The organism is Streptomyces anandii JCM 4720, assembly GCF_014650655.1.
Lineage (GTDB): Bacteria > Actinomycetota > Actinomycetes > Streptomycetales > Streptomycetaceae > Streptomyces > Streptomyces anandii.
Window position 1 is genome coordinate 205,222 of sequence record NZ_BMVJ01000004.1, and the last position, 25,130, is coordinate 230,351.

At 73.2% G+C, this 25,130-nt stretch carries 14 protein-coding genes and 3 pseudogenes; 5 read left to right on the forward strand and 12 right to left on the reverse strand.

The genetic code is table 11. The features are described 5' to 3' along the window. From IE249_RS09645 to IE249_RS09670, 6 genes and pseudogenes are all read right to left on the reverse strand, one after another. On the reverse strand, positions 1-790 hold a 790-nt coding region (locus tag IE249_RS09645), incomplete at its 3' end, for an SDR family oxidoreductase (protein ID WP_229857948.1). 3 nt (positions 791-793) lie between these two features. Then, positions 794-2,572, reverse strand: a complete 1,779-nt coding sequence (locus IE249_RS09650) for a glycoside hydrolase family 15 protein (protein WP_189704354.1) — start codon at positions 2,570-2,572, stop codon at positions 794-796. 55 nt (positions 2,573-2,627) lie between these two features. Next, on the reverse strand, positions 2,628-4,451 hold the full coding sequence (locus IE249_RS09655; protein ID WP_189704355.1) for a thiamine pyrophosphate-requiring protein: 1,824 nt from the start codon (positions 4,449-4,451) through the stop codon (positions 2,628-2,630). Positions 4,452-4,491: 40 nt separating this feature from the next. Further along, positions 4,492-7,566: an FAD-binding and (Fe-S)-binding domain-containing protein gene (locus IE249_RS09660; RefSeq protein WP_189704356.1), complete on the reverse strand. Its 3,075-nt coding sequence runs from the start codon at positions 7,564-7,566 to the stop codon at positions 4,492-4,494. A gap of 277 nt (positions 7,567-7,843) precedes the next feature. After that, positions 7,844-9,325, reverse strand: a pseudogene (locus IE249_RS09665) (SAV_2336 N-terminal domain-related protein); the annotation flags it as partial. Then, positions 9,321-11,099, reverse strand: a complete 1,779-nt coding sequence (locus tag IE249_RS09670) for a VMAP-C domain-containing protein (RefSeq protein WP_308434327.1) — start codon at positions 11,097-11,099, stop codon at positions 9,321-9,323. The pseudogene IE249_RS09665 and the gene IE249_RS09670, both read right to left, overlap by 5 nt. Positions 11,100-11,262: 163 nt before the next feature. Between IE249_RS09670 and IE249_RS09675 the strand changes: the two genes are divergently transcribed. Next, a complete protein-coding gene (locus tag IE249_RS09675) occupies positions 11,263-11,628 on the forward strand; it encodes a hypothetical protein (protein WP_189704359.1) in 366 nt (121 codons plus the stop codon). Positions 11,629-11,638: 10 nt separating this feature from the next. Here the strand turns inward: IE249_RS09675 and IE249_RS09680 are convergent, their stop codons facing one another. The 4 genes and pseudogenes from IE249_RS09680 to IE249_RS09690 form a co-directional block, all read right to left on the reverse strand. Continuing rightward, positions 11,639-16,750, reverse strand: coding sequence for a hypothetical protein (locus IE249_RS09680; protein WP_189704360.1), 5,112 nt, complete (start codon positions 16,748-16,750; stop codon positions 11,639-11,641). Between the two features lie 416 nt (positions 16,751-17,166). Continuing rightward, positions 17,167-17,316, reverse strand: a pseudogene (locus IE249_RS36760) (ABC transporter ATP-binding protein); the annotation flags it as partial. Between the two features lie 54 nt (positions 17,317-17,370). After that, positions 17,371-18,441 (reverse strand): cytochrome c oxidase assembly protein, encoded by a 1,071-nt coding sequence (locus IE249_RS09685; RefSeq protein WP_373304361.1) that lies wholly within the window; start codon positions 18,439-18,441, stop codon positions 17,371-17,373. Between the two features lie 97 nt (positions 18,442-18,538). After that, positions 18,539-19,321, reverse strand: coding sequence for a hypothetical protein (locus IE249_RS09690; protein ID WP_189704362.1), 783 nt, complete (start codon positions 19,319-19,321; stop codon positions 18,539-18,541). Positions 19,322-19,409: 88 nt separating this feature from the next. Between IE249_RS09690 and IE249_RS09695 the strand changes: the two genes are divergently transcribed. Next, the gene (locus IE249_RS09695; protein ID WP_189704363.1) at positions 19,410-20,477 is read left to right on the forward strand and encodes a GTP pyrophosphokinase; all 1,068 of its coding nucleotides are present in this window, start codon (positions 19,410-19,412) and stop codon (positions 20,475-20,477) included. 44 nt (positions 20,478-20,521) lie between these two features. Continuing rightward, positions 20,522-20,890, forward strand: a pseudogene (locus IE249_RS09700) (proteasome ATPase); the annotation flags it as partial. A gap of 27 nt (positions 20,891-20,917) precedes the next feature. Here the strand turns inward: IE249_RS09700 and IE249_RS09705 are convergent. Next, on the reverse strand, positions 20,918-21,631 hold the full coding sequence (locus IE249_RS09705) for an LmeA family phospholipid-binding protein (protein ID WP_189704365.1): 714 nt from the start codon (positions 21,629-21,631) through the stop codon (positions 20,918-20,920). Positions 21,632-21,775: 144 nt separating this feature from the next. Continuing rightward, positions 21,776-22,450, reverse strand: a complete 675-nt coding sequence (locus IE249_RS09710; protein ID WP_189704366.1) for a GntR family transcriptional regulator — start codon at positions 22,448-22,450, stop codon at positions 21,776-21,778. A gap of 150 nt (positions 22,451-22,600) precedes the next feature. On the opposite strand from IE249_RS09710, the gene IE249_RS09715 reads away from it, so the two are divergent. Together IE249_RS09715 and IE249_RS36765 are read left to right on the forward strand one after the other, a co-directional pair. Beyond that, complete coding sequence (locus IE249_RS09715) at positions 22,601-24,262, forward strand: L-lactate permease (protein ID WP_189704367.1); 1,662 nt, start codon at positions 22,601-22,603, stop codon at positions 24,260-24,262. Continuing rightward, a partial coding sequence (locus IE249_RS36765) for an FAD-binding oxidoreductase (RefSeq protein ID WP_229857950.1) occupies positions 24,259-25,130 on the forward strand: 872 nt, incomplete at its 3' end. The genes IE249_RS09715 and IE249_RS36765, both read left to right, overlap by 4 nt.

Here is a 25,130-nt window from a genome sequence, read left to right on the forward strand (position 1 = left end):
TCTGCTGGGAGCCGTAGCCGGTGCGGGCCAGGTAGCGGTCGAGCAGGGCCGGGAAGAAGCGGTTGGCCCACACGGTCGCCACGGTGGTGGCGCCGATGTAGTACTGCTTGCGCCGGGGGTGGTCGGCTGCGTGCACGACGCCCCGGGCGGCGACCTCCGGCTGGTAGATGGGCGGCACCGGCTGCGGATGCTTGGACAGCCGGCTGGTCACCCACGAGAACTGCGGGGTGTTGACGGCCGGCATCTGGGCGACCGTGACGTGGACGCCGCTGCCGCGGTGCAGCAGTTCGGTGCGCAGCGAGGAGGTGAAGCCGTTGATGGCGTGCTTCGCCCCGCAGTACACCGACTGCAGCGGCACGGACCGCTCCCCCAGCGCGGAGCCCACCTGCACGATCGTGCCCCGGTCGCGGGGCAGCATCCGCAGAAGCGCGGACCGGGTGCCGTTGACGAAGCCGAGGTACGTCACCTCGGTCGCCCGCCGGTACTCCTCGTGCGAGATCTCCTCGAAGGGCGCGAAGACGGTGCTGAACGCGCAGTTGATCCACACGTCGACGGGCCCGAAGTGCTCCTCGGCCGCCGCGGCGGCGGCCTCCACCTGGTCCGGGTCGGCCACGTCGGCCTCGTGGACCAGCGCCCGGCCGCCGAGCGACTCCACCTCCTTCGCGGCGGCGTCCAAACCCGCGCGGCCGCGGGCGACGAGGACGACGTCGGCGCCGCGCCTGCCGTACAGGCGTGCGGTGGCACGTCCGATGCCGGCGCTGGCACCGGTGATGACAACGGTCTGGGCCATGGGTCAGCTCCTTCCTCGGCCGCGCACGCGGGGCGGCTCGGGGTCCTGGGCGAGGCGGGCGGCGGTCTCCAGCAGCAGCGCGTGGACGAACGCCTGCGGGAGGTTGCCGCGCAACTGGCGCTGGGCGATGTCGTACTCCTCCGCGTACAGCCCCGACGCGCCGCACGCGCCGCGGTTGCGTTCGAACCAGCGGAACGCGCCGACCGGGTCGCCCTGCTCGTGCTCGGCCAGCGCCATGAGGAAGCCGCACAGCAGGAAAGCGCCCTCGGCCTCCTCCAGGGGCCGGTCGTCGTGGCGGAAGCGGTAGACGAAGTGGTCCTGGGTCAGCCGTTCGCGGCAGGCGGCGAGGGTGGCCCGGGTGCGCGGGTCGTCGGCGGGCAGCGCGCCGCGCAGCGGGGGCAGCAGCAGCGCCGCGTCGACCTTGGGGTCGTCCGGGGTGCGCTGCCAGTGGCCGTCGGGGTGCACGCTGGTGGCGGAGGTGTCGGCGAGGATCCGGGCGGCCAGGTCGGTGCAGGTGCCGGCGAGCGGACGGCCCGGTGCCGCCCCGGCCAGGGCGCGCAGTCCGGCCACGCAGGTGAGGCGGCTGTGCGTCCAGACCTCGTCGTCGAGTTCCCAGATGCCCGCGTCGGGTTCGCGCCACCGCTCGGCGACGGCCCGCACCGCGATCTCGGCGGCCTTCCAGCCCTCGCCGTCCAGCCGGTCCTGGCGTTCGGCCGTGGCGAGCAGCAGCAGGGCCTCGCCGAAGCAGTCCAGCTGGAACTGCTTCTCGACGTGGTTGCCGATCCGGCTGAAGCCGCCGGGGTAGCCGGGCAGGTCGAGTTCGCGCTGGTCGGGCACGGGGGTGCCGTGCACGGTGTAGGCGGGGGCGAGGCCGGGGCCGTTGTCGAGCAGCCGTTGGCCGACGAACCGGACGGCGGCGTCGAGGAGTTCGGGAGCGTCGACGGCGGCCGCGGCCTGCCCGGCGTAGCTCTGGTCGCGGATCCACACGTACCGGTAGTCGTAGTTGCGTCCGGCCTCGGCGCGTTCGGGCAGGCTGGTGGTGGCCGCGGCGACCATGCCGCCGCCGTGGGTGGTCAGCCCGCTCAGCAGGGCGTAGGCGCGTCTGGCGTCGCGGGGGGCGACGGTCTGCTCCAGCGAGGGCACGGCCCGCCGCCAGGCCTGCTCGGTGGCCGCCCAGGCGTGCGCGGCCGTGGGCGGGGTGTGCGGCAGCGGTGAGTCGGAGCACTCCAGGACCAGGTCGTGGCTCTCGCCGGGGGCGAGCACGAGGTCGGCGGTCAGTCCCTCGGCGCGTACGGTCGCGGACCCGGCGCCCTGCCAGCGCAGCCGGTGGCGGCCGGTGTTGAGGTGCCACACGCCGTCGTCGTCGCGGTGCGTGGAGGTGAGCGGGGCGCGGCCGTAGTCGGCGTGCGGATCGAGGACGACCCGCAGGTGCGCGGTGCCGTCGACGGCCTTCAGCTGCCGCAGCAGGACCAGGCGGTTGCGTTCGGCGGGCATGGCGAGCGCCTCGCGGCACTCGATGACGCCGTCGGTGGTGATCCAGCGGCTGCGCCAGACGAGGCTGCCCTCCTCGTAGTAGCCGCCGGGCACCCAGCGGCCGCGCGGGGTCACGGCGTAGACACCCGCGCCGCCGATGAGTGAGGCGAAGACGGCGTCGTCGTGCCAGGTGGGCGCGCACAGCCAGTTGACGGCGCCGTCGGGTCCGATCAGTGCGCCGCGCTCCCCGTCGGCCAGCAGCGCGTAGTCGTGCAGCGCGTGCGGCGGGAAGGACGACGTGGTGCTCATCAGTACTGCCTCCTGCTGGTTCAGCCGTGGGCCGGGAGGGGGCCTTCGGCGGCGGTCACCGGTCGTCCCGCGCGCCGGGCCGGTCCTCGCGGTGCCGGGTGCCGGGCAGGAACTCCTGGACCTTCGCCTTGAAGCCCTGGCGGACCATTCCGGCGCGGTCGCTGTCGCCCTTGAGGATCGAGGTCGCGGCGGCCTCGATCTGGTCGAGGGTGGCGTGCGGCGGGATGGGCGGCACGGCGGGGTCGGTGACGAAGTCGAGCACGCAGGGCCGGTCGCTGCCGAGCGCGGTCTCCCAGGCGCCCTGGACGTCGCCGGGCTTCTCGATCCGCATGCCGTTCAGGCCGACCGAGCGGGCGAAGTCGGCGTAGGCGACGTCGGGGATGGACTGGGAGGGCAGGAACTGCGGGGCGCCGGCCATGGCGCGCATCTCCCAGGTGACCTGGTTGAGGTCCTGGTTGTTCAGCACGGCCACGATCAGGCGCGGGTCCTCCCACTCCTGCCAGTACTTGCCGATGGTGATCAGCTCGGCCATGCCGTTCATCTGCATCGCGCCGTCGCCGACCAGCGCGATGGCCGGGCGGTCGCCGTGCGCGAACTTCGCGCCGATGACGTACGGCACTCCGGGCCCCATGGTGGCGAGGGTGCCGGAGAGGGAGCCGCGCATGGCGCCGCGCAGCTTGAGGTGGCGGGCGTACCAGTTGGCGGCGGAGCCGGAGTCGGAGGCGAGGATGACGTTGTCGGGCAGCAGGTCGTTCAGGGTGTGCGCCACGTACTCGGGGTTGATCGGGTCGGCGTCGACGGCGGCGCGCCGCTGCATGACCTCCCACCAGCGGGAGACCCCGTTCTCGATCTTCTCGCGCCAGCCGCTGTCCTTGGCGCCCTGGAGCAGCGGCAGCAGCCGGGTCAGCGTCTCGCGGGCGTCGCCGACGAGGTTGACCTCGAAGGGGTAGCGCATGCCGACCATGTGCGGGTCGATGTCGATCTGCACCGCGCGCGCCTGCCCGAACTCCGGCAGGAACTGGGTGTAGGGGAAGGACGATCCGATGACCAGGAGGGTGTCGCACTCCATCATCAGCTCGTACGACGGCCGGGTGCCGAGCAGGCCGATGGAGCCGGTGACGTAGGGCAGGTCGTCGTCGAGGGCGTCCTTGCCGAGCAGGGCCTTGGCGACACCCGCGCCGAGCCGGTCGGCGACCGCCATGACCTCCTGCCGGGCACCGCGGGCGCCCTGCCCGGCGAGGATGGCGACCTTCTCGCCGGAGTTCAGCACCTCGGCGGCGCGGGCGAGGTCGTCGTCGGAGGGCACCGGCGCGTAGTGCGGCATGCCCAGGCTGGAGGGGACCATCTTGAAGGCGTGCTCGGGCGGCGAGTAGTCGAGTTCCTGCACGTCGGCGGGGATGATCACGGCGCACACCGAGCGGCGGGCCATCGCGGTGCGCATCGCGCGGTCGATGACGTTGGGCAGCTGCTCGGGGACGGTGACCATCTCGCAGAAGTCGGAGGCGACGTCCTTGTAGAGGCTGAGCAGGTCCACCTCCTGCTGGTAGGAGCCGCCCATGGCGCTGCGGTTGGTCTGCCCGACGATGGCGACGACCGGGACGTGGTCGAGCTTGGCGTCGTACAGGCCGTTGAGCAGGTGGATGGCGCCGGGCCCGGAGGTGGCGGCGCAGACGCCGACCTTGCCGGAGAACTTGGCGTAGCCGACGGCCTCGAAGGCGGCCATCTCCTCGTGGCGGGCCTGGATGAAGCGGGGGTTGTCGTCGGCGCGGCCCCAGGCGGCGAGCAGGCCGTTGATGCCGTCGCCGGGGTAGGCGAAGACGTGTTCCACACCCCAGTCGCGCAGACGCTCGAGTACGTGGTCGGAGACCTTCATCGACATGTTCGAAGACCTTTCGGGGGGTTGCGTTCGAAGGGCGGGGTCAGGGCCGGCGCAGGTGCCGCAGGGCACCGCGGCCGGCGGCGGTCGCGGCCGTCGCGGTGAGGGCGGCGGCGCCGGCGGCGGCCGCCCACCGGGCCGCGCGGGAGGGCGGGGCGGGCCGCTCGGCCAGGCGTTCGGGCTGCCGGCTGGGCAGGTTCCCGTCCAGGCCGAGGGCAAGCACCTCGGCCAGGTGCAGGGCCCGGCGGCCGGTGTCGCCCTGTTCGATCTGGGTGCGGCAGCTGAAGCCGTCCGCGAGGACGAGGCTGTCGGGGGCGGCGGCCCGCACGGCGGGCAGGACACCCTGTTCGGCGACCGCCATGGACACCTCGTGGTGGCCGCGTTCGAAGCCGAAGTTGCCGGCCAGGCCGCAGCAGCCCTCGTCGAGGACGTCGGCGTCCAGATGGGCGCGGCGCATCAGTTCGCGGTCGGCGTCGAACTTCATGACGGCGTGCTGGTGGCAGTGGGTCTGCACGGTCGCCTGCCGCGCCAGCCTCGGCGGCTCCCAGCCCTCGGGCGCGTGGTGCACCAACTGCTCGGCGAAGGTGCGGACCTGTCCGGCGAGCCGCTTGACGTCCTGGTCGGCGGGCATCAGCTCGGTCGCGTCGGAGCGGAAAACGGCCGTGCAGGACGGCTCCAGACCGATGATCGGGGTGCCCGCGTCGAGGTAGGGCCGCAGCACGTCCAGGGTGCGCCGCAGCGTCTTCTCGGCGACGGTCAGCTGCCCGGTGGAGATCCACGTCAGTCCGCAGCACACCGGCTCGGTGGGCACCGCGACCTCGAATCCGGCGTCGCGCAGGACCCGTACGGCCGAGATCGCGATGGACGGGTGGAAGTAGGTGCTGAAGGTGTCGGGCCACAGCACGACGGTGCGCGGACCGGCCGGGTCCGGCTGCTCGGCGCCCTGCTCCCGCCACCACTGCACGAAGGACTGCCCGGCGAACACCGGGGGCTGCCGCTGCTCGGCCACGCCGGCCAGCAGCTTGCCCGCGCGGCCCAGGCCGGGCGCCCGCAGCAGGGCGTTGACCAGGGACGGGGCGATCCGCGACAGGCGGGCCCACAGCGGGAGCCAGCCCAAGGAGTAGTGGGCGGCGGGGCGCAGCCGGCCCTCGTAGTGGTGGGAGAGGAACTCGGCCTTGTACGTCGCCATGTCGACGTTGACCGGGCAGTCCGACTTGCAGCCCTTGCAGGCCAGGCACAGGTCGAGCGCGTCCTTCACCTCGGTGGAGCGCCAGCCGTCGGTGATCACGGAGTCCTGGTGGCCGCCGAGCATCTCGAACAGCAGCCGTGCGCGGCCGCGGGTGGAGTGCTCCTCCTCCATGGTGGCCCGGTACGACGGGCACATCACCCCGCCCTCGTGGCTGCGGCAGTTGCCGATGCCGACGCAGCGCATCACCGCACGGGTGAAGGAGTGCTCGTCCTCCGGGTAGCCGAAGTGGGTCTCGGGGGTGGCCGGGCGCCAGGCGGAGCCCAGGCGGAGCTGCCCGTCGACCGGGTTGGGGTCGACGACCTTGCCGGGGTTCATCCGGTTGTCCGGGTCGAACAGCGCCTTCAGCTCGCCGAAGGCGGTGACCAGCCGCTCGCCGAACATCCGGGTCAGCAGCTCGCCCCGGGACTGGCCGTCGCCGTGCTCGCCCGACAGGGAGCCGCCGTAGGAGGCCACGAGGTCGGCCGCGCGCTCGAGGAAGCGGCGGAAGTGGGCGACGCCGTCGGCGGTCTTCAGCCCGAAGGGGATACGTGTGTGCACGCACCCCTGCCCGAAGTGCCCGTACAGGGACGGGTGGTCGTAGTCGAACTCCTCGAAGAGCTTCTTCAGGTCGCGCAGGTAGTCGCCGAGCCGTTCCGGCGGGACGGCGGAGTCCTCCCAGCCCTCCCAGGTCTCTCGGTCGTCCGGCGGCCGCGCGGTGACGCCGAGCCCGGCCTCGCGGGCCTTGAGCATCTTCTGCTCGCGCTCGGGGTTGTCGGAGAAGGCCACGTCCGGGTCCTTCTCGTCGCGGCCGAGGGAGCGCAGCAGGGCGTGCGCCTGCTCGTCGACCTCCTCCTGGCTGTGGCCGGCGAACTGCACCATCAGCCAGCTGTCGCCCTGCGGCAGGATGGCCAGCGAGTCCAGGTAGGCGCCCTCCTCGCGCATCAGCTGCGCCATCCTGCCGTCCAGCGCCTCCAGCTGGGTGGGCGAGCAGTGCTCCAGCAGGCGGGAGACGTCGTCGCCGGCGCGGGCGATGTCCTCGTAGCCGAGCACCAGCAGCGACTGGTACGCGGGGACCGGCACCAGTTCGAGTTCGGCGCGCAGGACGGTGACCAGGGTGCCCTCGCTGCCGACGAGGGCGCGGGCGACGTCGAAACCGTTCTCGGGCAGCAGGGAGTCGAGGTTGTAGCCGGAGACCCGGCGGGGGATCTGCGGGAAGCCGCGCCGGATGTCGGCCATGTACTCGCCCGCGATGCGGTCCAGGCCCGCGTAGATCTCCGCCTTGCGCCCGCCCTCGGCGGCGATGCGCGCCCGCTCGGCCTCCGAGGTGGGCCCGACCCACATGCGCAGCCCGTCGTACGTCATGACCTCCAGCCGGCGCACGTTGTCGACGGTCTTGCCGTACGCCTGCGCGGAGGCGCCGCAGGAGTTGTTGCCGATCATTCCGCCGAGCGCGCAGTGGCTGTGCGTGGAGGGCTTGGGGCCGAACTGGAGTTTGTGGTCGGACAACCGCCGGTTGAGCTCGTCCAGGACGATCCCCGGCTCCACGACGCAGGTGCGGGCGTCGGGGTCGACGGAGATCAGCGCGTGGCAGTACTTGGTCCAGTCGATCACGACGGCGGTGTTGGTGGTCTGGCCCGCGAGGCTGGTGCCGCCGCCGCGGGAGAGCACCGGGGCGCCGAACCGCGCGCAGACCTCGACCGCGCGCGCCCCCGCCTCCACGTGGCGCGGCACGACCACGCCGATGGGCACCTGCCGGTAGTTGGAGCCGTCCGTGACGTACGCACCTCTGCTGCCGGCGTCGAACCGGACCTCGCCGTCCACGGCCTCGCGCAGCGCCGCCTCCAGCGCGGCCACGTCCACCGCGGGGGCGTCGAGGGGTGTGCGACTCATCAGGGGCAACCGCCTTCCTGGACCATGCAGGACGTCTTGGGACGCGCGCACGGCAATCGCTCCCGCCGCGCGCCGCCCTCCGGGTACCCGCCCTTGCAGTGTGCAAGGGTGCCTTTTCACCCGCCCGTCGTACGCCCGCGCCACGGCCCGGGTGGATCTCGTGCCGCCCCCGCGGCGGGGCCGCGGGCCGCGTCCGGCACGGCGGGACGGCCGCCTCGCCGGTCACGGGGGCGGGCGCGGGGCGCTGGGCCGTTCGGGTGAGCGGCGTGCCCGGGCGCTACGGGAGGGGTTCCGCCAGGCGGGTCCGCAGGGCGTGAGCGGCTTCCCGGTGCTCCTGGGAGCCGCCGGAGAGGGCGGTCAGGAGGGCCAGTTCGACTCGCGAGTAGTGGTGGGTGGCCCTGGTGGGCAGCGGGGTGGACGCCGGGTCCGGGGAGCGCATCCGGCGGTCGATGCCGCGCATCGCCGGGACGAGCGGGCCGAGGTGGGTGTCCAGCAGCTTGGCGACCTTCCGGGTCTTGAGGGTCTCGCCGAGGGACAGCAGCCGCTGCCGGACGCCCGGCAGGAAGTCGAAGGTGACCGCGTCGAACGGATCATGGTGGTCCGGTACGTCGTCGACCGTCGTGATCAGGCCGCTGGTCAGGATGGCGGCGAGGTCGCCGGCGTCCGCCTCCGGCATCAGCTCCACCGCGATCAGCTGCATCACGTGCCGGTTCAGCGGCGCCGCGGCCAGCAGCACCGCGAGCGCGAAGGAGTTCTCCGAGGCGGCGGTGCGGAAGGTGGCGATGCGCCGGTCGGGGTCGGTGTCCAGCTCTCCCGAACCGCCCGGCGCGGCGGCCCGCGTCGCCTCGTCGTCCTCCTCGGGGATCTCCAGCACGTGCTGGCGCACCGGCAGCCGCCGGGACATCAGCAGCCGCGCCCACTGGTCCAGCCACCGTTTGCGTATCTCCAGCACCGGGATGAACAGGCTGGCGCACTGCTCGGGACCGGCCTCCCCCGGCAGGGACGGCGAGTCGGACGGCTCGGCGAGCAGCGCGCGGTTGGCGCAGCCGGGGTGCGAGGTGCGCAGTCGCAGGGAGCGGGTGTGGATGCCGGACAGGTGCCAGTTGTAGTGCGGCAGCACGTTCAGGATCGCCACGGTGTGGCAGCCGGCCCAGCGCCGCAGGTCGGGCCAGAGCAGCCGTCGCTTCCACGCGGCGCCGACCCCGTCGGTGAGGATCAGCACCATCTTGCGGGTGCCCTCGGTGCTCTCACCCAGCCCGATCGCGCCGAGCCGGTCCCGGTCGAAGAGCCCCTCGGGCGTGGCGGACCGGTGCGTACGCAGCTTGACGACGTGGACCTCGCTGAACAGCGGCAGTTCGCGCACGCACGCGGCGAAGGCGTTCACGGTCGGGTACCAGGCGGCCATGGACACCCCGGTGTCGACGACCAGGACCAGTTCCCACTGCGCGGCGGCGGTGGCGAGCGGTCCCTGCGGGCCGGGCGGCCGGTCCGGGACGGTGTAGGCGTCGGCGGCCTGCTCGGCGGCCCCGGCAGCGTCGGGCCGCAGGCGGATCAGCGTGTGCAGGGCGGCCGCCGAGGTCTCCGCCGCCGGGGTGGGCAGCGGGCCGGGCCAGCCCGGCGGGGCCTCGGCGAAGACGGGCTCGTACCGGCCCGCTCCCCGGCCGGCCTGCCGCCAGGCGGGCGGCACGGTCGGGGCGGGCGCGGCGGTGATCAGCCATGTCCTGGCGTCGGCGTCGGGTGTGCTCACGGGGCCGCTACCTCGTCCGGTGGGGCAGGCGGGCGGACGGGCCGGACACCGTGTCCCCCGTGGCGCCGTGCGGGTGGAACAGCGGCGGGGAGGCCACCTCGTCCGGCGCGACGAGCGGGCTGAGCACGGGCAGCGAGCGGTTGGGGTCGTCCCACATCAGGGTGAGCCCGCGTACCACCTCGGTGGGCAGCCCGCCGGCCTCGCAGGCCAGCCGCATCGCGCGGATCCGCTCGGGCAGGGTCGAGACGGGGCCGTGGCTCAGCAGCACGTCCACCGTGTCGCGGAACTCGCGCGAGGTGCAGTCGTGGCGGTGCCACAGCACGACCGGCACGCCGATGGTGATGGCCCGCAGTAACTGGTCCCGGCCCTCGGCGCAGTCGGGCGGCGCGGACAGCACCAGGGGCAGGTTCGGGCGCGGCTCCGGCCACTCCGGGAACTCCGTGGGCTCCGGGGAACCGCCGCCCCGGCTCCGGTCGGGGTTCCACTCCAGGCCGCGGGCCCGGCCCCGTTCCCGTTGCCGGTCAGGGTCCCGCTCCCGGTCGAGGCGCACCGGGAACGCGGCGTCCGCACCCCGGTCCGTACCCGCGTCCGCGCCGGCGCCGGCGCCCTCGGAGGTGTCCACCATTCGCGACCAGCGTTCCCGCCAGGAGCGCAGGGAGCCGGAGGCCCGCACACGGTCCAGGCTGCGCACCACCACCCGTACGTCGTCCGGGGCGCCTGGTTCGCGGGGAGCGCACCACTCGGCGACGGGCAGGTTGATCAGGGACAGCGGCAGCCAGAACTCGACGGTCAGGGCCGCGCCCTTGTCGTGTCCCTGGGAGGCCTCGCGCACCTTGCCTCGGATGGCCCGCTCCAGGTCGGCCTCGCGGACCCGGGCGTCGTTGTCGCGCAACGCGGGCGCGGGGTGCGGGGCGTCGTCCTGGTGCCACACGCGCAGGGCGTAGTAGTCGTCGTCGAGGCCGTCCGGCAGCAGTACGAGCATCATGCGCCGCTCGCGGGCGGCGGTGACGCGGGTGCCGTCGGCGCGCGCCCGGCACGCCTCGAGCGCCGGCCACAGCTCGCGGCCGCGGGCCCTGCGCTCGGTCCACTCGCGCAGCGGCGAGGCCAGCGGCTCCCCGGTGGAGGCGGCGAGGAACTCCAGGAACGCCAGGAACGGCGGCAGCCCGTCCGGCAGCGCGTTGCGGCGCAGCAGGTAGAGCAGGACGCTGCGCGCGTCGGTGCAGTGCTCGGGCAGCGGCGCCGGGACCGGCTGGAGACTGGCGAGGGCGATGGCCTGTACGTCGTGCTCCGCACCGACCTGGCCGAGCAGCTGGTCGAGGAACAGCATTTCCTCCTCGTCGAGTTGCTCGCGTGCCGTCCACTTGTCGGACAGCTGGCGCATTTCGAGCGCGGTGCGCCGGTCGCCGTCGAGCGAGGCCACGGCCTCCGCGAGCGCGTCGGTGCCCTCGCTGTGCAGGGCGCACTCGGTGACGATGTGGGTGAAGTGGTCGAAGGAGCGCGCGGGCGCCTTCTCCCTTGCCGTGAAGGGCTGTTCGAGGGCCCGGACCAGATAACTCACCAGGTCCTGACGGCTGGAGGGGGTGGCGAACCGCGGCGAGCGGTTGAGGACGTCGGCCATCTGCCGCAGCAGGTTGCGGGCGACGAATGCGGCGAGTGGACCGTTCGCACTAGTTGCCCCCATGACCGCGCCCCCCTGCGAACCCGCCGGCCCGGCGGCACGAGCGTTCCGGCATGCCGCGTTCCCGACATGACTGTCCACCCGCCGACCGCTTCGGGCCAAGGCCATTTCCCGCACTTCCAAGGAGTTTTCCCGCGCGATGGCGGCTTGTGCGGTACCAATACGTCCAACCGCCCCCCTCCGGTTCACCCCGGGCCGTCACAATGGGTCCGTGGGGGATCCGAGTCAGTGGGCGGCCTGGGCGGCGGCTGTGACGAGTATGGCCACATTGGTGGTGACCACAGTGGTCGGCGGGCGCCGTGAGCAGCGGACGTGGGCGCGGGACGCGCTCACCGACGCGTTCGTCGGCTTCCTGGAGGCGAGTTGGGCGCACTCCGACGCCATGAAGGCGCTCTCCGTGGACCAGGCGAATCCCGGCGAGCGTGCCGAGGAGCACTACGCCGAGATGCGCAGCCGGCTCACGCGGCTGCGTCTGCTGGCCTCGGCGCAGGTGCTGGAGGCGGGCCAGGAACTGCTGCGCCGTCAGCGCGCGGTGCAGGAGGCGCCGCCGGGAGCCGGGCGGGAGCAGGCGCTCGAGGATGCCGCGCGCGCCCGGCGCAGGGTGGTGGCGGCGGCGAAGCGGGAGATGGGCCTGTGAGGCGGCGCGGTCAGAGCACATAGCGTCCCAGCCTGTCTTCGATGCCGTCGCGGATGTCGGTGAGCGTGGCCTGCGCGGCGGCGTCGTAGGCGCCGCCCTGCAGTCTTCGGGTGATGGAGCGGGCGATCACGGCGAAGTAGCCGTCGCTCCTGCGCTGCCGGGGCCCGGGCAGCCAGTGGCCGATCAGGTTGCGCGCGGCGGTCAGCAGGACCGGGTCCCCGCTCTCCAGGGCGGTGAGCAGTTCGTCCCAGTGGCCCCAGTAGCCGAGCCCGATCAGCCGGGCGCGCTCCATGCTGGCGTGCATGGAGGGGGTGTCGCGGGCCATGCCCCGCAGGGTGCTCTCCGCCTCCTCCGCGTCCAGCGCGAGGGAGTCCTCCATCAGGGCGAGCCTCCCGAGGTAGCCGATCGCGGTGACCGCGTGCGCGGCCAGGGTGACCTCGATCCGCCCGTACTGCCCGTGCGAGTGGGTGATCACCGTACGGATGTTGTGTTCGCTCTCGGCGACCTCGCGGGCGAAGGGCAGCGCCTGGTGGAGCCCGGCGCTGGCGGCCATCAGCACGAACTGGTGGGCGACCACTCCGTGCGGGCTCGTGGGCCGCAGCCGCATCAGCTCGCGCTGCTCCTGCGGGGTGAGCGCGGCCGGCTGCACCCAGGGCGCGTCGAGCAGGACGTCGGCGCTGCCCAGCAGGCAGATCCGGGCGTGGCTGTCGAACTCCTGCTCCCGCATGAAGAACCGCATCTCGGCGCGCGGCGGCAGGACGCGCCGCCAGGTCATCGCCCAGGGCCAGTTGAGCGCCTCCCGGACGAGTCCCGCCTTGGCGAGGGCGTCCTGCACGCGCATGGCCAGCCGCAGCCCGGTGCCCTGGTCCAGGGCGACGACGGCGGTGACGAAGCTGGCGACCGCGTCCACGTACTCGGCGCTCGGCCGCTCCAGGAACTGGTCCAGCAGTTGCTCGAGCGCGGCCGGGTCCTGGTCGGGCGGCAGGCAGGAGACGGCCGCGGCGACCAGGGACAGCTTGGCGGGCGTCTGCCGTACGAGGATGGCCTCGAGGTCGCCGACGTCCAGACGCAGCCCCTCGGCGAGGATGTGGTGGCCGGCGATGACCGCGAGCTGCTCGTTCTCCCGGGTGAGCAGTTGCCGCCAGCGCTCCTGGCCCGGCGGCCGTACGCCCGGTTCGTGCTCGTCGAGCACGGCGTCGGCGAGGACGTTGGCCGGGGACCGCGACTGCTGGGCGCGGGCGGCCGTGCACAGCAGCCGGCGCCATCGCGGGTGCTCGGCCAGGCCCATGCGGAAGCGGTAGCTCAGCAGTGTCTCGATGCGGCCCTCGGCCGCCAGCAGTTCCAGCAGCGCCATCCGCTCGTCGTTGAGGTCGGCCGCGTCGTCGGTGCGGGCCGTCGAGCGCAGCGTCTCGTCGGCCTGGGCCAGCCGGGCGGCGCAGGCGTCGCCGTAGGTGCGGCGCAGGGTCCGGGTGGGCTGGACGCCCAGCTGCCGCAGGGTCTCCCAGGCCTGGGACACCACCGGCCAGGGCGAGTTGGGGGTCACGCGGGCCAGGACATGGGCGACGAGGCCGCCGAGGCCGGCGACCTGGACGCAGCGCAGGGCGCGCGCGACCACGCGTGCGTCGGTGCGCGCGTTGGTGGGCGGGTCGAGCAGCTGGACCAGCACCTCGCGCAGCCGGGCGGTGGCGCCGGGCACGAACCACTGGTGCATCATCACCAGGCCGTCCAGGGCGGCGGCGACGGCCTCCGGCGCGCCGTCCCGTTGCAGGGCGGCCGTCACGAGGACGTCCAGCGCGGACTGGGAGCCGTAGCGTGCCAGGGCGTAGGCGGAGCGGCGCCAGGCCGGCAGGCCGCTGTGCGGGGAGTGCAGCACGGCCCGCTGACGGCCGAGGAAATCCTCACGGGTCGTTTCCACCGCGTCCTCGGGGGCCGCCTGCAGCAGCATCGCCCCGTACAACGGGTGGGCGGCGGCGCCCTGTTCGACGACGGCGGCCACGACCGCGGGGTCGGTGCCGGGGTCGGCGACGAGCATCTGCGCGGCGTCGCGCCAGGCGTGCCGCAGGATGCGGCCGGTGACTTCGTCGACCTCGCCCGGCTCGTACTGCTGGAGCACCGAGGCGGCGCAGTAGGCCTGCACGAGCGGGTTGCAGAAGGTGATCCGGGACGACTCCTCGTTGATCACACTGGTCGACAGCAGTGCGGCCAGGGTCAGTTCGGCGTCGCCCGTGTCGTGGTCCGCGATCACGCGCAGGGCCTCGTCGCGGCTGAGCGCGCCGGAGTCGCCGAGGCGGGTGACCAGTTCCCTCAGCAGCCGCAGCTTGCGCTCGACCTCGCTGGGGTGGTTGCTCGACTCCAGTTGTCTGAGCAGGTATTTGCGGGCCAGCACACCGGGGTTGGCGGGTATGTCGCCGGTGCGCGCGTAGTGCCGTACGAGCATCCACAGGAACTGCGGCTTGCCGGCCAGGTCGCGCAGCGCGGCGGTGCCGGGGTCTTCGAAGAGCCGCTCCTTGAGCTGTTCCAGCTTGGGCTGCCAGTCCTGGGGCGCGAGCAGGCGCAGCACCTCGGCGAGGAACCGCCGGGCCGGCAGTTCGCGCACCTTGTGCAGGGCGACGGCGGGCCAGCCCAGCTGGCCGGGGTCGTAGTTGTGGGCGCGCTGGCAGAGGACGATCCGTACGTGCGGCGCCTCGGTGCGCAGTTCCTTGAGCCAGTCCAGCACCTGGCCGCGCCGCCGTGGGTCGACCTTGTGCAGGGCGTCGACGGTCAGGTGGACCAGGCCCAGGGCCATGAGCCGGGCCAGCCGCTCCTCGGACAGCAGGCTGCGCAGCCCGCAGACCTCGAGCAGCACCTCGGCGGCCGAGCGCGCGGACAGCACCTGGCTCAGCTGGGGCGCGCTGACCAGCAGGGGCAGCAGTCCGCGGGCGCCGGCGCACGAGTCCCCGCCGCCCGCAAAGACGCGCCCGGACCCGCCGTCGTGGTCGTGGTCCCCGGTGGGAGACCCGGCGTCCGGGGAGCGTCCGGACAGCAGCATTCTGCGCAACTGCCGTGCCACCACCGTGGTTCCGGAGCCGGACTCGCCGAGCAGTACGACGGCCTCCTGCTCGGCGAGCAGTTCCAGGCAGTCGCGGGAGGCGACCGACAGCGCGCCCTGCCCCTGCTGCACGAACGGCTCGCCCGGCGCGAGGGCGTGGCCCTCCAGCGGGATGTAGACGAAGTCGGCCCCCGGGTTCCCCGCGCAGCCGGGGTCGGCGCACTCGGCGTCCTGGCAGCAGCGCCGGAGCACCTGGACGATCCCGGTCAGCGGGCCGTCCGCCAGATACCGGGCGACCGACTGCCGCCAGCCGGCGATCCGGTCCTGGTTGCCCTCCCTGCCCGCGGCGAGGACGGCCACGGCGACCAGGTCGCCGCTCTCCCAGTCCGTGCCGTCGCCGTGGGCGAGCAGCACTTCGCAGGCCGTCCGCATCTCTTGCTCGCCCCAGCGGGCGAACAGGTCGGCGCGGCGCGGCGCGAGGCACTCCGAGGCCACCGCCGCGGCGGCCGCGGCGGCGATCACGCGCGGCCGGCCGGCATCGTCCGTCCGCCACTTGAAGGTGCGGCAGGCGGCGAGAAGCAGATGCTGGAAGTAGTGCTCGGGGAAGGCCGCCCGGTCGCCCTCCGGCACCCACTGCCACACGCCGCGCCGCAGCGCCCACAACAGGGCGAGGCACCGGCCGAGTTCGGGTGCGGTGTCGCGGTGGCGGTCCGCGAGGTCCTGTGCGGCGCGGTCGGCGGCCTGTGTGCCCCACAGCGGGAGTACGACGGTCAGCAGGCCCAAGTACCTTTGCAGCCGCACCAGTTGAGGCCAGTCCAGGCGGCCGGCCACGCAGTCGCGCAGGACGCAGACCTCCATCCAGGCCGGGTCGGAGAGGGTGTAGGCGTCCTTGCGGAACGAGGCGAAGTCGATCAGGTACGGATTGGGGCCGCAGAAGAGCACGTTGCGCGGATTGAGGTCGCCGTGCACGGCGGAGCGGGTACGGGGGGCCGACGTGCTCTCCAGGACGTCGTAGAGGCGGCGCAGGGGGTGGTCGGTGCGGACGCCCTGGTACTCGAGGCTGTCGGGCCCCTCGTGTAAGCCGCCGCCGGCGGTGAAGGCGGTGGTGAGCAGGTCCGACCACTCCCCCGCGCGCACCGAGGCGACCCGTCCGTAGACGTCCACCGCCGCGCCGGGCTTGATGTCGCGGGCGGGCCGGCCACCGCGCGCCGCCCGCCCGGTGAGGGCGACCCGCACCTTGGTGGACTTGAACCGGCCGGTGACCGTCGCTCCCTCCACCTGGACCTCGTCGAGTCTGAGCCGGGTGCGTCCGCCGGCGGCCAGGGATCGGGCCCGGCCGGGCGGCGAGGTGGAGGAGCGCAGCAGGCGCGCCGACGTGAGTACGTCGCTGCACAGGTCCGTCTCGTCCGGGTTGCCGTCGACGAGCAGCACCAGCCCTTCGGGCGGTTCCCTGATGTCGTCCACGGTGAGGGACAGGTCGCAGCCCAGCCGGCGGTTCTCGTCGGTCAGGTCCCCGTCGCGTGAGGTGCTCTCGCGGAACAGCTTGCGGGTGAGGGTCCGCATGAGTCCGGCGACGACGCCGGCGGCCTCGTCGCACCGCTGCTGGTCGCCGAGCGCCTCCAGCCACACGTCCTCCAGCGACCGCACGGGCCCGCGCGGGTCGTTGTCGCGGTCGCGGACATGGGCGTAGACGACGGCGTGGCGGTTGAAGTCGGTGCCGAGTTGCGGGTTCCGCACCCCGTTGCCCACCGCGACGATCGGCACGAAGAGGGTGGCGTCGAGCGAGGCCGACAGCTCCCGGTACGCCTCCCACTCCTCGACGGCGTCCTGGTGCCGCATGAGCTTGGCGACCTGCAAGGAGGCCGAGCCGCCCCGGGCGACCTCGATCTCCAGGACCTCCGAGCCGCTGCGGCCGCCGGCGAGCCTGCGCAGCACGGTGACCTTGCGGACGTGTGCGGGCCAGGCGCCCTCGCGGCCGCAGGCGGCCTCGTCCGTGCCTCGCCCCGCCGCCACGTCCAGCAGCGCGTCCTTGATGTCGTCCTTTTCGCCCCTCGCGATCCCGCAGTCCGGCGCGAACGTCACCTGCCAGCCCATGGGCACCCCCGTCGCACCGTTGAACGCCCCACACTCTTGCCGGCGTTCGCAGATGCCGATGTAGCTGACGAGAGTGTAGCGACGTCGAGGGCCCCACGACCCCCTCCGCACGGACGCCACACCCCCGCGTGCACACAGATGGCCGAGGCCACTTCGAATCTGATCGTCCGAGCGCGATCCGCTACGAGATTCGACCGTTTTCGACCAGAGCCGGCCGGGCACCTGACGGCACCCGGTGCCCGGCCGCAGTCAGGACAACCGTCAGGGCAGCAGTCGGGCAGCCGGCCCGGCGGCAGCGGTCGGGTGAAGGGCCGGCACGTCGACGACGCGGTCGGCCGACGCCTCGGCCACCGGTCGCGGGTTGGGGGGTGGGGCTACGACGGTGACGCACCCGTGGCGGCGCGTGGCCGAGGCGACCCGCCCAGCAGCACCTCGCCCAGGTCGGGCCGCAGCAGCGCCCCCGCCACGGCGAGCGGCGTGGACCTGCCCGACCCGGACGGCCCGACCAGGGCGGTCAGGGCGGCGGGCGCGAAACTCGCGGTCGGGCCGCGCAGCGCGGTGGTACGGCAGCACCGGGGCGGTGGCCGCCCTGCGCACCGGCGGCACCGGTGCGGAGCAGGTCAGCCGTCGCTCCGCTGGCGGCGGATCCGGGCGGCCACGTCGTTGTCCTCGGTCTCCCACCAGGGCCGTACGAGCTCGGGCCCGGGCGCCGCCGACGCGGCCGCGGCCGTGGACGGCGCGGTGCCCGTCGGCGCGGCCCCGGGCTGCGGGACGACCCGCACGAGCTGCTCGTCGAGGCGGCGGTCCAGGACCGCGTTCTGCGCGCGCTCGGCGCGCGCCCATTGCACCAGGATCGCCAGTATGAAGGGCAGCGCGACCAGTTCGGCGATGCTCAGCATCGCGCCGCCGCCGATCTGCTGGTCGTGGTGGACGTCCGTGGACCAGGTGGGCGCGTGGTGCAGGTACCAGGCCCCGGCGATCAGCGTGCCGTGGGTCATCACCACCACACCGGGCACCGCGTCGACGATGCCGTCGAGGAAGACGAGCCCGGCGCGCACCGGATGCGTGCACCAGGAGGGCAGCGTCTGCTCATGGGTGAGGACGGGCACGACGAACAGGCATCCGGCGGCGAGCAGGTGCAGGTACATCAGCTCGTGCAGCCAGCCGACGCGCAGGGCGGTGGCGAAGTACGGGGTGAAGTAGACGACCAGTTCGGTGGCGAGCACCAGGACGGTGGAGACCAGGGGGAAGGTGAGCACGCGCACCACCCGGCCGGTGACGACCCGCCGCACCCGCCCCGCGCCGCGCTCCGGCAGCGCCTCCACCGCGAGCCGCAGCGGGTCGCCGAGGGCGAGGCCGAGCGGGGCGACCAGGTCGAGCAGGATGTTCTGCACCGCGGCCGGCCAGAACAGCACGTGGTCGTAGACGGCGAGCGCGGACATGGTGGCCACCACCAGCGCGCCGAGCCCGAGCAGCCCGAAGGCGGCGGACCGGGCGAACGGCCACGGCCCGCCCCGCCGGCGCACCCGCAGCACGCCCGCCCCGTACAGGGCGCCGAGCACGACCACCAGGAGCAGCGCGGGCACGTCGAGCTGCCAGGAGCCGAGCAGGCGCCCCACGGTCGGCGCCGCCGGCTGTCCTGCGGACGGACCGGTCACGGCGGACAGACCGGTCACCGCTGAGGCGATCATGCGCATCGTTCTCCTTCGGCCCACAGGGGACGATTCGGCTCGGACCCCCTGCGGGACGTTATCCCCTCGGACCGGTGCGCCGGGCTGCGGGGGCCTGTCAGTCGCCCTGCCGGGGGATGGCGGGGATGCTGAGCAGCCGGTCGAGCTCCATGCGCCGGGAGGTCGTCGGGGAGAGGTCGGCATAACGGGCCCGCAGCCGTTCGACGTCCCCGGCGGACAGGGTGCCACCGCCGGCCTGGAGGAGTCCGCCGAGGGCGCGGATGCCCCAGTAGTGGCTGAACGGCTTGTCCTCCACCTCGACCAGGGCCCTGACCAGCCGGTCGAGGTACTGGGTCTCGGGGGTCGCGTAGAGGTAGGCGTAGGCCGCCAGGCGCGTACCGGAGTCGGTGGACCGCAGCGCCTGCCCGGGATCGAAGTCGGCGGCCCGCACCGTCCAGGTCATCAGCTCGCCCACGAGTCGGTTCATCGCCTCCGAGCGGGCCGGGCCGCGCGGCCTCGCTCTGATCTCCTCGTAGCGCGCGGCGAGTTCGGCGACCCTCTCCCCCGCCCGTACGGCGGTGCGGTCGAGCGCGGAGCCCGCGCTGGCCGCCCCGAGCGCGGCCTGCGCCGTCTGCGCGGCCTCCCCCACCTCGCCGCGGACCTGGCGCGTGCTGCGCTCGGCCGCCTCGACGCGCTGCTCGAGGTTGCGGTAGCGCACGGCGCCGCCGCCCGGGAACTCGATGCTGTCGACCACGCCTCCGATCCACGGGAGCACGGCCACGCCCAGCAGCACGACGGTGAGCGTATCGATCTTGAGTTGAGGCCAGACTGTATGCGCGACCGCGAGCGCGACGGCACCGAGGGTCACCGTCGCCGGCAGGATGCGCTTGGGATCCGTCACGGCGCCCAGCATGTCAGAGGCAGGGGCGGGGGTACGGCCGTTTCCGGATCACCTCCGGGCGCGCGGCCCCCGTCAGAGGGAGGGGCTCTTGTACGGCGAGGACATCACGCGCGACCAGATCGCCGAGGCCTATCTCCAGGCGCATCCCGCGCTGGTCTCCTGCGCCTCGACCCTCGAGGCGCTGCTGACCACGCTGTGCCGTGACCGCGGGGTCAAGGTGCACGCCATCGAGGCGCGCGCGAAGGACCCGCTCAGTCTTCAGGACAAGCTCCAGCGCCACCCCAACTACGAGCGGCTGTCCGACGTGGAGGACATGTGCGGGGTGCGCGTCGTGACGTTCTACCAGGAGGACGTGACACGCATCAGCGACCTGCTCGACGACGAGTTCGAGATCCTCAAGAAGGAGAGCCGCCAGGCCGAGTCGCCGGACGCCTTCGGCTACCGGAGCCTGCACCTCATCGGCCGTTTCGACGCCCGCCGCCGCGGCCTGCCCGAGTACGCGGCCTACGCCGAGTTCCCGGTGGAGTTCCAGGTGCGCACGGTGCTCCAGCACGCCTGGGGCGTGATCAGCCACAGCCTCGACTACAAGAACGAGGCGGAGACCCCTCCGGAGGTGCGGCGCAAGCTGTTCCGGCTCGCGGCGCTCATGGAGACGGGCGACGAGCTGTTCGGCAGCTACCGCGCCGAGGTGGAGTCGCTGCGCGACCGCTACAGCGAGCAGGAGAAGCGCGGCGACTGGACCGAACTCCCCGTCGACCTCGACTCCGTCATGACCAGCTGGAAGCGGCTGCCCATCGACGACGTGGTGGCGGTGGCCACGCGCGCCGGCTTCCAGGAGATGGACAACACCTCCCACGAGGAGAGCCACCGCTGGTCGATGGGGATGCTCGTGTCCATGACCCGGCTGGCGGGGGTCGAGACGCTCGGGGAGCTGGCGGAGGTCATGTCGCGGATCGACCGCTACGAGCCGCGGCTCGCCGAACTGGCGCGCATCAGCAAGGAGCACGGCTTCGTGCCGTTCGCCAACGCCTTCGACCTGACGGCGTTCGCCATGATCCTCGAACACCCCGAGCTGCGGGTGAAGCTGGCCACGACCTTCCACCCCGCCATCGAGGCGGGCCTCGACGCCGCCCTCCAGTCGGGCGGGGCGCCATGAGCGGAAACGGCGGCAAGGACCGGCAGACCCTGACCGAGGTGAAAGAGCGGCTGGCGAGCACGCTCCGCGAGGCCCGCGACCAGATCGTGGCCCTCAAGGAGGAGGTCGACCGGCTCGCGCAACCACCGGCCCGATACGGCTTGTTCATCGAGGCCAACGAGGACGGCACCGCCGACATCTTCACCGGCGGCCGCACGCTGCGGGTGAACGTGGCGCCCGCCGTCGACGTCCAGACCCCCGGGCGCGGACAGGCGGTGCTGCTCAACGAACCGCTCAACGTGACCGAGGCCCGGGGGTACGAGCGCGTCGGCGACGTCGTCACCCTCAAGGAGGTCCTCGAGGACGGCGAGCGCGCCCTGGTCGTCGGCCACACCGACGAGGAGCGTGTGGTGCGGCTCGCCGAGCCGCTGCTGGCGTGAGAGGCGTCGGGGCGCCCCGTCTCAGCGGGTGAAGCGCGAGGCGCCGAGGTTCACCAGGTGGCCGACCAGAGCGATCCGTACGCCGTCCGCGGTCGAGCGCGCCTCGGTGAAGCCGGTGTTCTCCGGGAGCTGGATCCGCCAGGTGGCCACCGGCCGTTCGGCGCCGGGGACGGTGAGGGAGATCTCGTCGCCCTGCGCGAGGACCGTGCCCTCGCTGTCGCCCTGCCGGCCGCCGACCCCGCCGCTGATCCTGACCTTCGCGGCCTGACCCGTCGAGCCGGGGGCCTGGGAGATGCGCACGGAACCGCCGCTGCCCGCCAGTCTCGACACCACGCCGGACAGGGCGTCGTACGAGAGCGTCACCTCACCCGTGGCGAGGTCGGCCTCGGCGTTGCGCGCCGTCAGGGAGGTCACCCGCACATGACGCAGGTCGATGCGGAGCCGCTCGACGGGGAGGTAGCCGCCCTGCGCGTTGCCGGTGGTGTCGACGGTGAACTTCCCCGCGTCCAGCTCGACATGGTCGAAGTCCTGGCTGAACGCCTGGGTGAGGAAGGGGAATCCGTCTATCGACACGTCCAGATGCCCGTCGGTGCTGTTGCGGTACCCGTACTTCTCCGCGGCCAGCCGGCCGACCTCCTTGTCCGCGTAGTGCACGGCGACCCTGTCGGCCACCGTGAGGAGAGCGGCCAGTACCACCACGGTCACCGCGAGCACCTTGACCCAGCGACGCCTCATGCGAATCCCCCCGTTACCCCTACTTCATGTCCATGACGAGACGGTGTACACGGTTGATCATGCAGGGTCGGGCGGACCGCCAACAACCCTTGGCGAACCCCCTCGACGGCGGCCCGAACCCTCCCCGATGACCCCGCCCCGGGGTCAGGCGCCCCTCTGCTCGCCCTCGAAGAGCCGCTGGAGCGACCGGCAGGCCCCGTCGAGGTGCTCGCGCATACGGTCCACGGCCACCTCCGCGTCGCCGGCCCGCAGCGCCTCCAGCACCCCGCCGTGCTCGGCGACGATGCGCTCGCGCCCCAGGGTGTGCCGGGTCTGCACCATGCACAGGTGCACCTCGCCCTGGATGCCCCGGTAGAGCCGGCTCAGCCGGGGACTGCCGACGGCGTCCACGAGGGACTGGTGGAAGCGCAGATCGGACTCGACGAACTCGCTGTGCGGCGCGCCGGGTCCGAGCCGGGCGAGGTCCGCTATGGCCCGCTCCGCCGCCGTCACCGGCACCGCGTCCTTCTCCACCAGCACCTTGACCACCTGCGTCTCCAGCGGAGTCCGCACCAGGAACAGGTCGTCGACGTCGGCACGCGTCAACTGCGGTACGTATGCGGGCTTGTTGGCCTCCCGGTGGAGCAACCCCTCGTGGACCAGCGCGGTGACCGCGCTGCGCGCGGTGGGCCGTGAGACGCCGTACTCGGCCGCGATCTCCGTCTCCGCGAACGTCGTACCGGACCCGAGCCGGCCGTCGAGCACACGGCCGCGCAGGGACGCGACGAGCGCGTCGACGACGGAGACGGTGGACAGCCGGATCGCGGCCTCCTGAGCCATGAACACCTCCAGGAAGGGACCCGGACATTCTCTCACGCGGTCTTACTCGATCCATTGACAGTCATGTTCGATTGTCTGACAATCGACCAACCCCGCTCAGATGAGTGACAGGGGTCACAACACGGCAACGGACGAGGCGAGGACGCTTTCATGGCCGGTTACCAACAGATCTTCGACCCCGTCGGGGGCTCTCTCGGGTGGAGCGCGCTGTGCGCGGCGCTGCCTCTGGCCACGCTGTTCGTCCTGCTCGGCGGGGCGCGCTGGAAGGCGTGGAAGGCCTCGCTGGTCTCGCTCGCGGTCGCCCTGGCGGTGGCGGTGCTCGCCTACTCGATGCCCCTCGGGCAGGCGGCGCTGGCCACCGGCGAGGGCGCGGTGTTCGGCCTGTTCCCGATCGTCTTCATCGTGCTGAACGCCCTGTGGATCTACAAGATGACCGAGATCACCGGCTGGGACGCGGTGCTGCGCCGCTCCTTCGGCTCGCTCTCCGGCGACCAGCGGGTCCAGGCCGTGATCATCGCCTTCTGCTTCGGCGCGCTGCTGGAGGCGCTGGCCGGATTCGGCACCCCGGTCGCGGTCTCCTCGGTGATGCTCATGGCCGTGGGCCTGCGCCCGATGAAGGCCGCCGCCGTGTCCCTGGTCGCCAACACCGCGCCCGTCGCCTTCGGCGCCATCGCCATCCCGATCACCACGCTCGGCAAGATCACCGGCCAGGACCCGGCTGATCTCGGCGCGATGGTGGGACGTCAGACCCCGCTGCTCGCCTTGTTCGTGCCGCTCATCCTGGTGTTCATGGTGGACGGCCGGCGAGGCGTGCGACAGACCTGGCCGGTCGCCCTGGCGGGCGGACTCGCCTTCGCCGGCGCCCAGTTCGTCACCGCCGACTTCATCAGCTACGAGATCGCCGACATCGTGGCCGCCTTCGCGGGCGCCCTCGCGGTGGTGGCCACCCTGCGCGTGTGGCAGCCCTCCGACGTGCTGGCCGCCCAGCGGACCACCCCCGTCATCGCCGGCGGCTCCACCGCCACCGACGCCTCGGAGGCGGTGCTGCGGCGCAGGCGGACCGGTGAGGGCTCCGCGCTCAAGGCCTTCGCGCCCTACCTGATCGTGGTCGCCCTGTTCGCCCTGGTCACCTCCGGTCCGGTCAAGACCTGGCTGGACGCCCACTCGGGCTGGAAGTTCGCCTGGCCCGGGCTGCACGTGACCAACGCCAAGGGCGAGCCGCTGTCCGCGCTGACCTTCAACTTCAACATCTTCAACGCGGGCGGCACCGTGCTGCTCGTGGCCGGCCTGCTCACCGCCGTGCTGTACGGCGTCGGGGTCCGCCGCACCGCCGGGTCCTACGCGGCCACCGTGCGCCAGTTCCGCTGGACCATCGTCACCGTCATGGCCGTGCTCGCCCTTGCCTATGTGATGAACCTGTCGGGCCAGACCGTCACGCTCGGCCTGTTCCTGGCGCAGGCGGGCGGCGCCTACGCGCTCCTCTCACCGGTCGCCGGCTGGCTGGGCGTGGCCGTGACCGGCTCCGACACCTCCTCCAACTCCCTGTTCGGCATGCTCCAGGTCACCGCGGCCGAGCAGACCGGCATCTCGTCGTACCTGCTCAGCGCCGCCAACACCACCGGCGGTGTCCTCGGCAAGATGATCTCCCCGCAGAACCTGGCCATCGCCGCGGCGGTCGTCGGGCTCGAAGGCCGTGAGGGGGAGCTGTTCCGCAAGGTGGTCGGCTGGGGCATCGGGATGCTCGCCGGGGTCTGCCTCCTGGTCTACCTCCAGTCGACGCCCGTCCTGGACTGGATGGTGGTGCACCCGTGAGGGCGGCCGGGGACCGTCCCGCCACGGACCGTCGCGCCGCGGACCGTCTCGCCACGGACCGTCCCGCCACGGACCGTCTCGCCTCGGACCTCGCGGCCGTCGTCGGGGCGGGCCACGTACGCGTCGACGACGGCGCGCTGGCCGCCTACGCCCGCGACGCCACCCCGCTGTTCAGCGCGCGACCGCAGGCGGTGGTGCTGCCGGGGAGCACCGAGGAGGTCGCGGCCGTGCTCCGGTACGCCACCGAGCACGGCGTCCCGGTGGTGCCCCGGGGCGCGGGCTCCAACCTGTGCGCCGGGACCGTACCGCTGGAGGGCGGCATCGTCCTCGTACTGACTCGTCTGAACAAGCTCCTGGAGATCAGCTCCGAGGAACTGCTGGCCCGCGCGCAGACGGGTGTCACCACCGCGACCCTGGCGGACGCCGCGGCCGCCCGGGGACTGCTCTACGCCCCCGACCCCGGCAGCCGCACCGTCTCCACGGTCGGCGGCAACGTGGCCACCTGCGCCGGCGGGCTGCGCGGCCTGAAGTACGGCGTCACCCGCAACTACGTCCTCGGCCTGGAGGCCGTGCTGCCCACCGGGGAGATCGTCCGCACCGGCGGCCGGCTGTGGAAGGACGTCGCCGGATACGACCTGACCCGGCTGCTCACCGGCTCGGAGGGCACCCTCGCGGTGATCACCGAGGTCACCGTCGCCCTGCTGCCCGCCCCCGCGCACAGCGGCACGGGAGTGGCGTACTTCGACTCGCTCGCCGACGCCTCGCGCGCCGTTGCGGCCGTCATCGCGGCCGGGATCGTCCCGGCGACGCTGGAGTTCCTCGACCGCAAATGCATCGCGGCGGTCGAGGAGTTCGCCCGGCTGGGGCT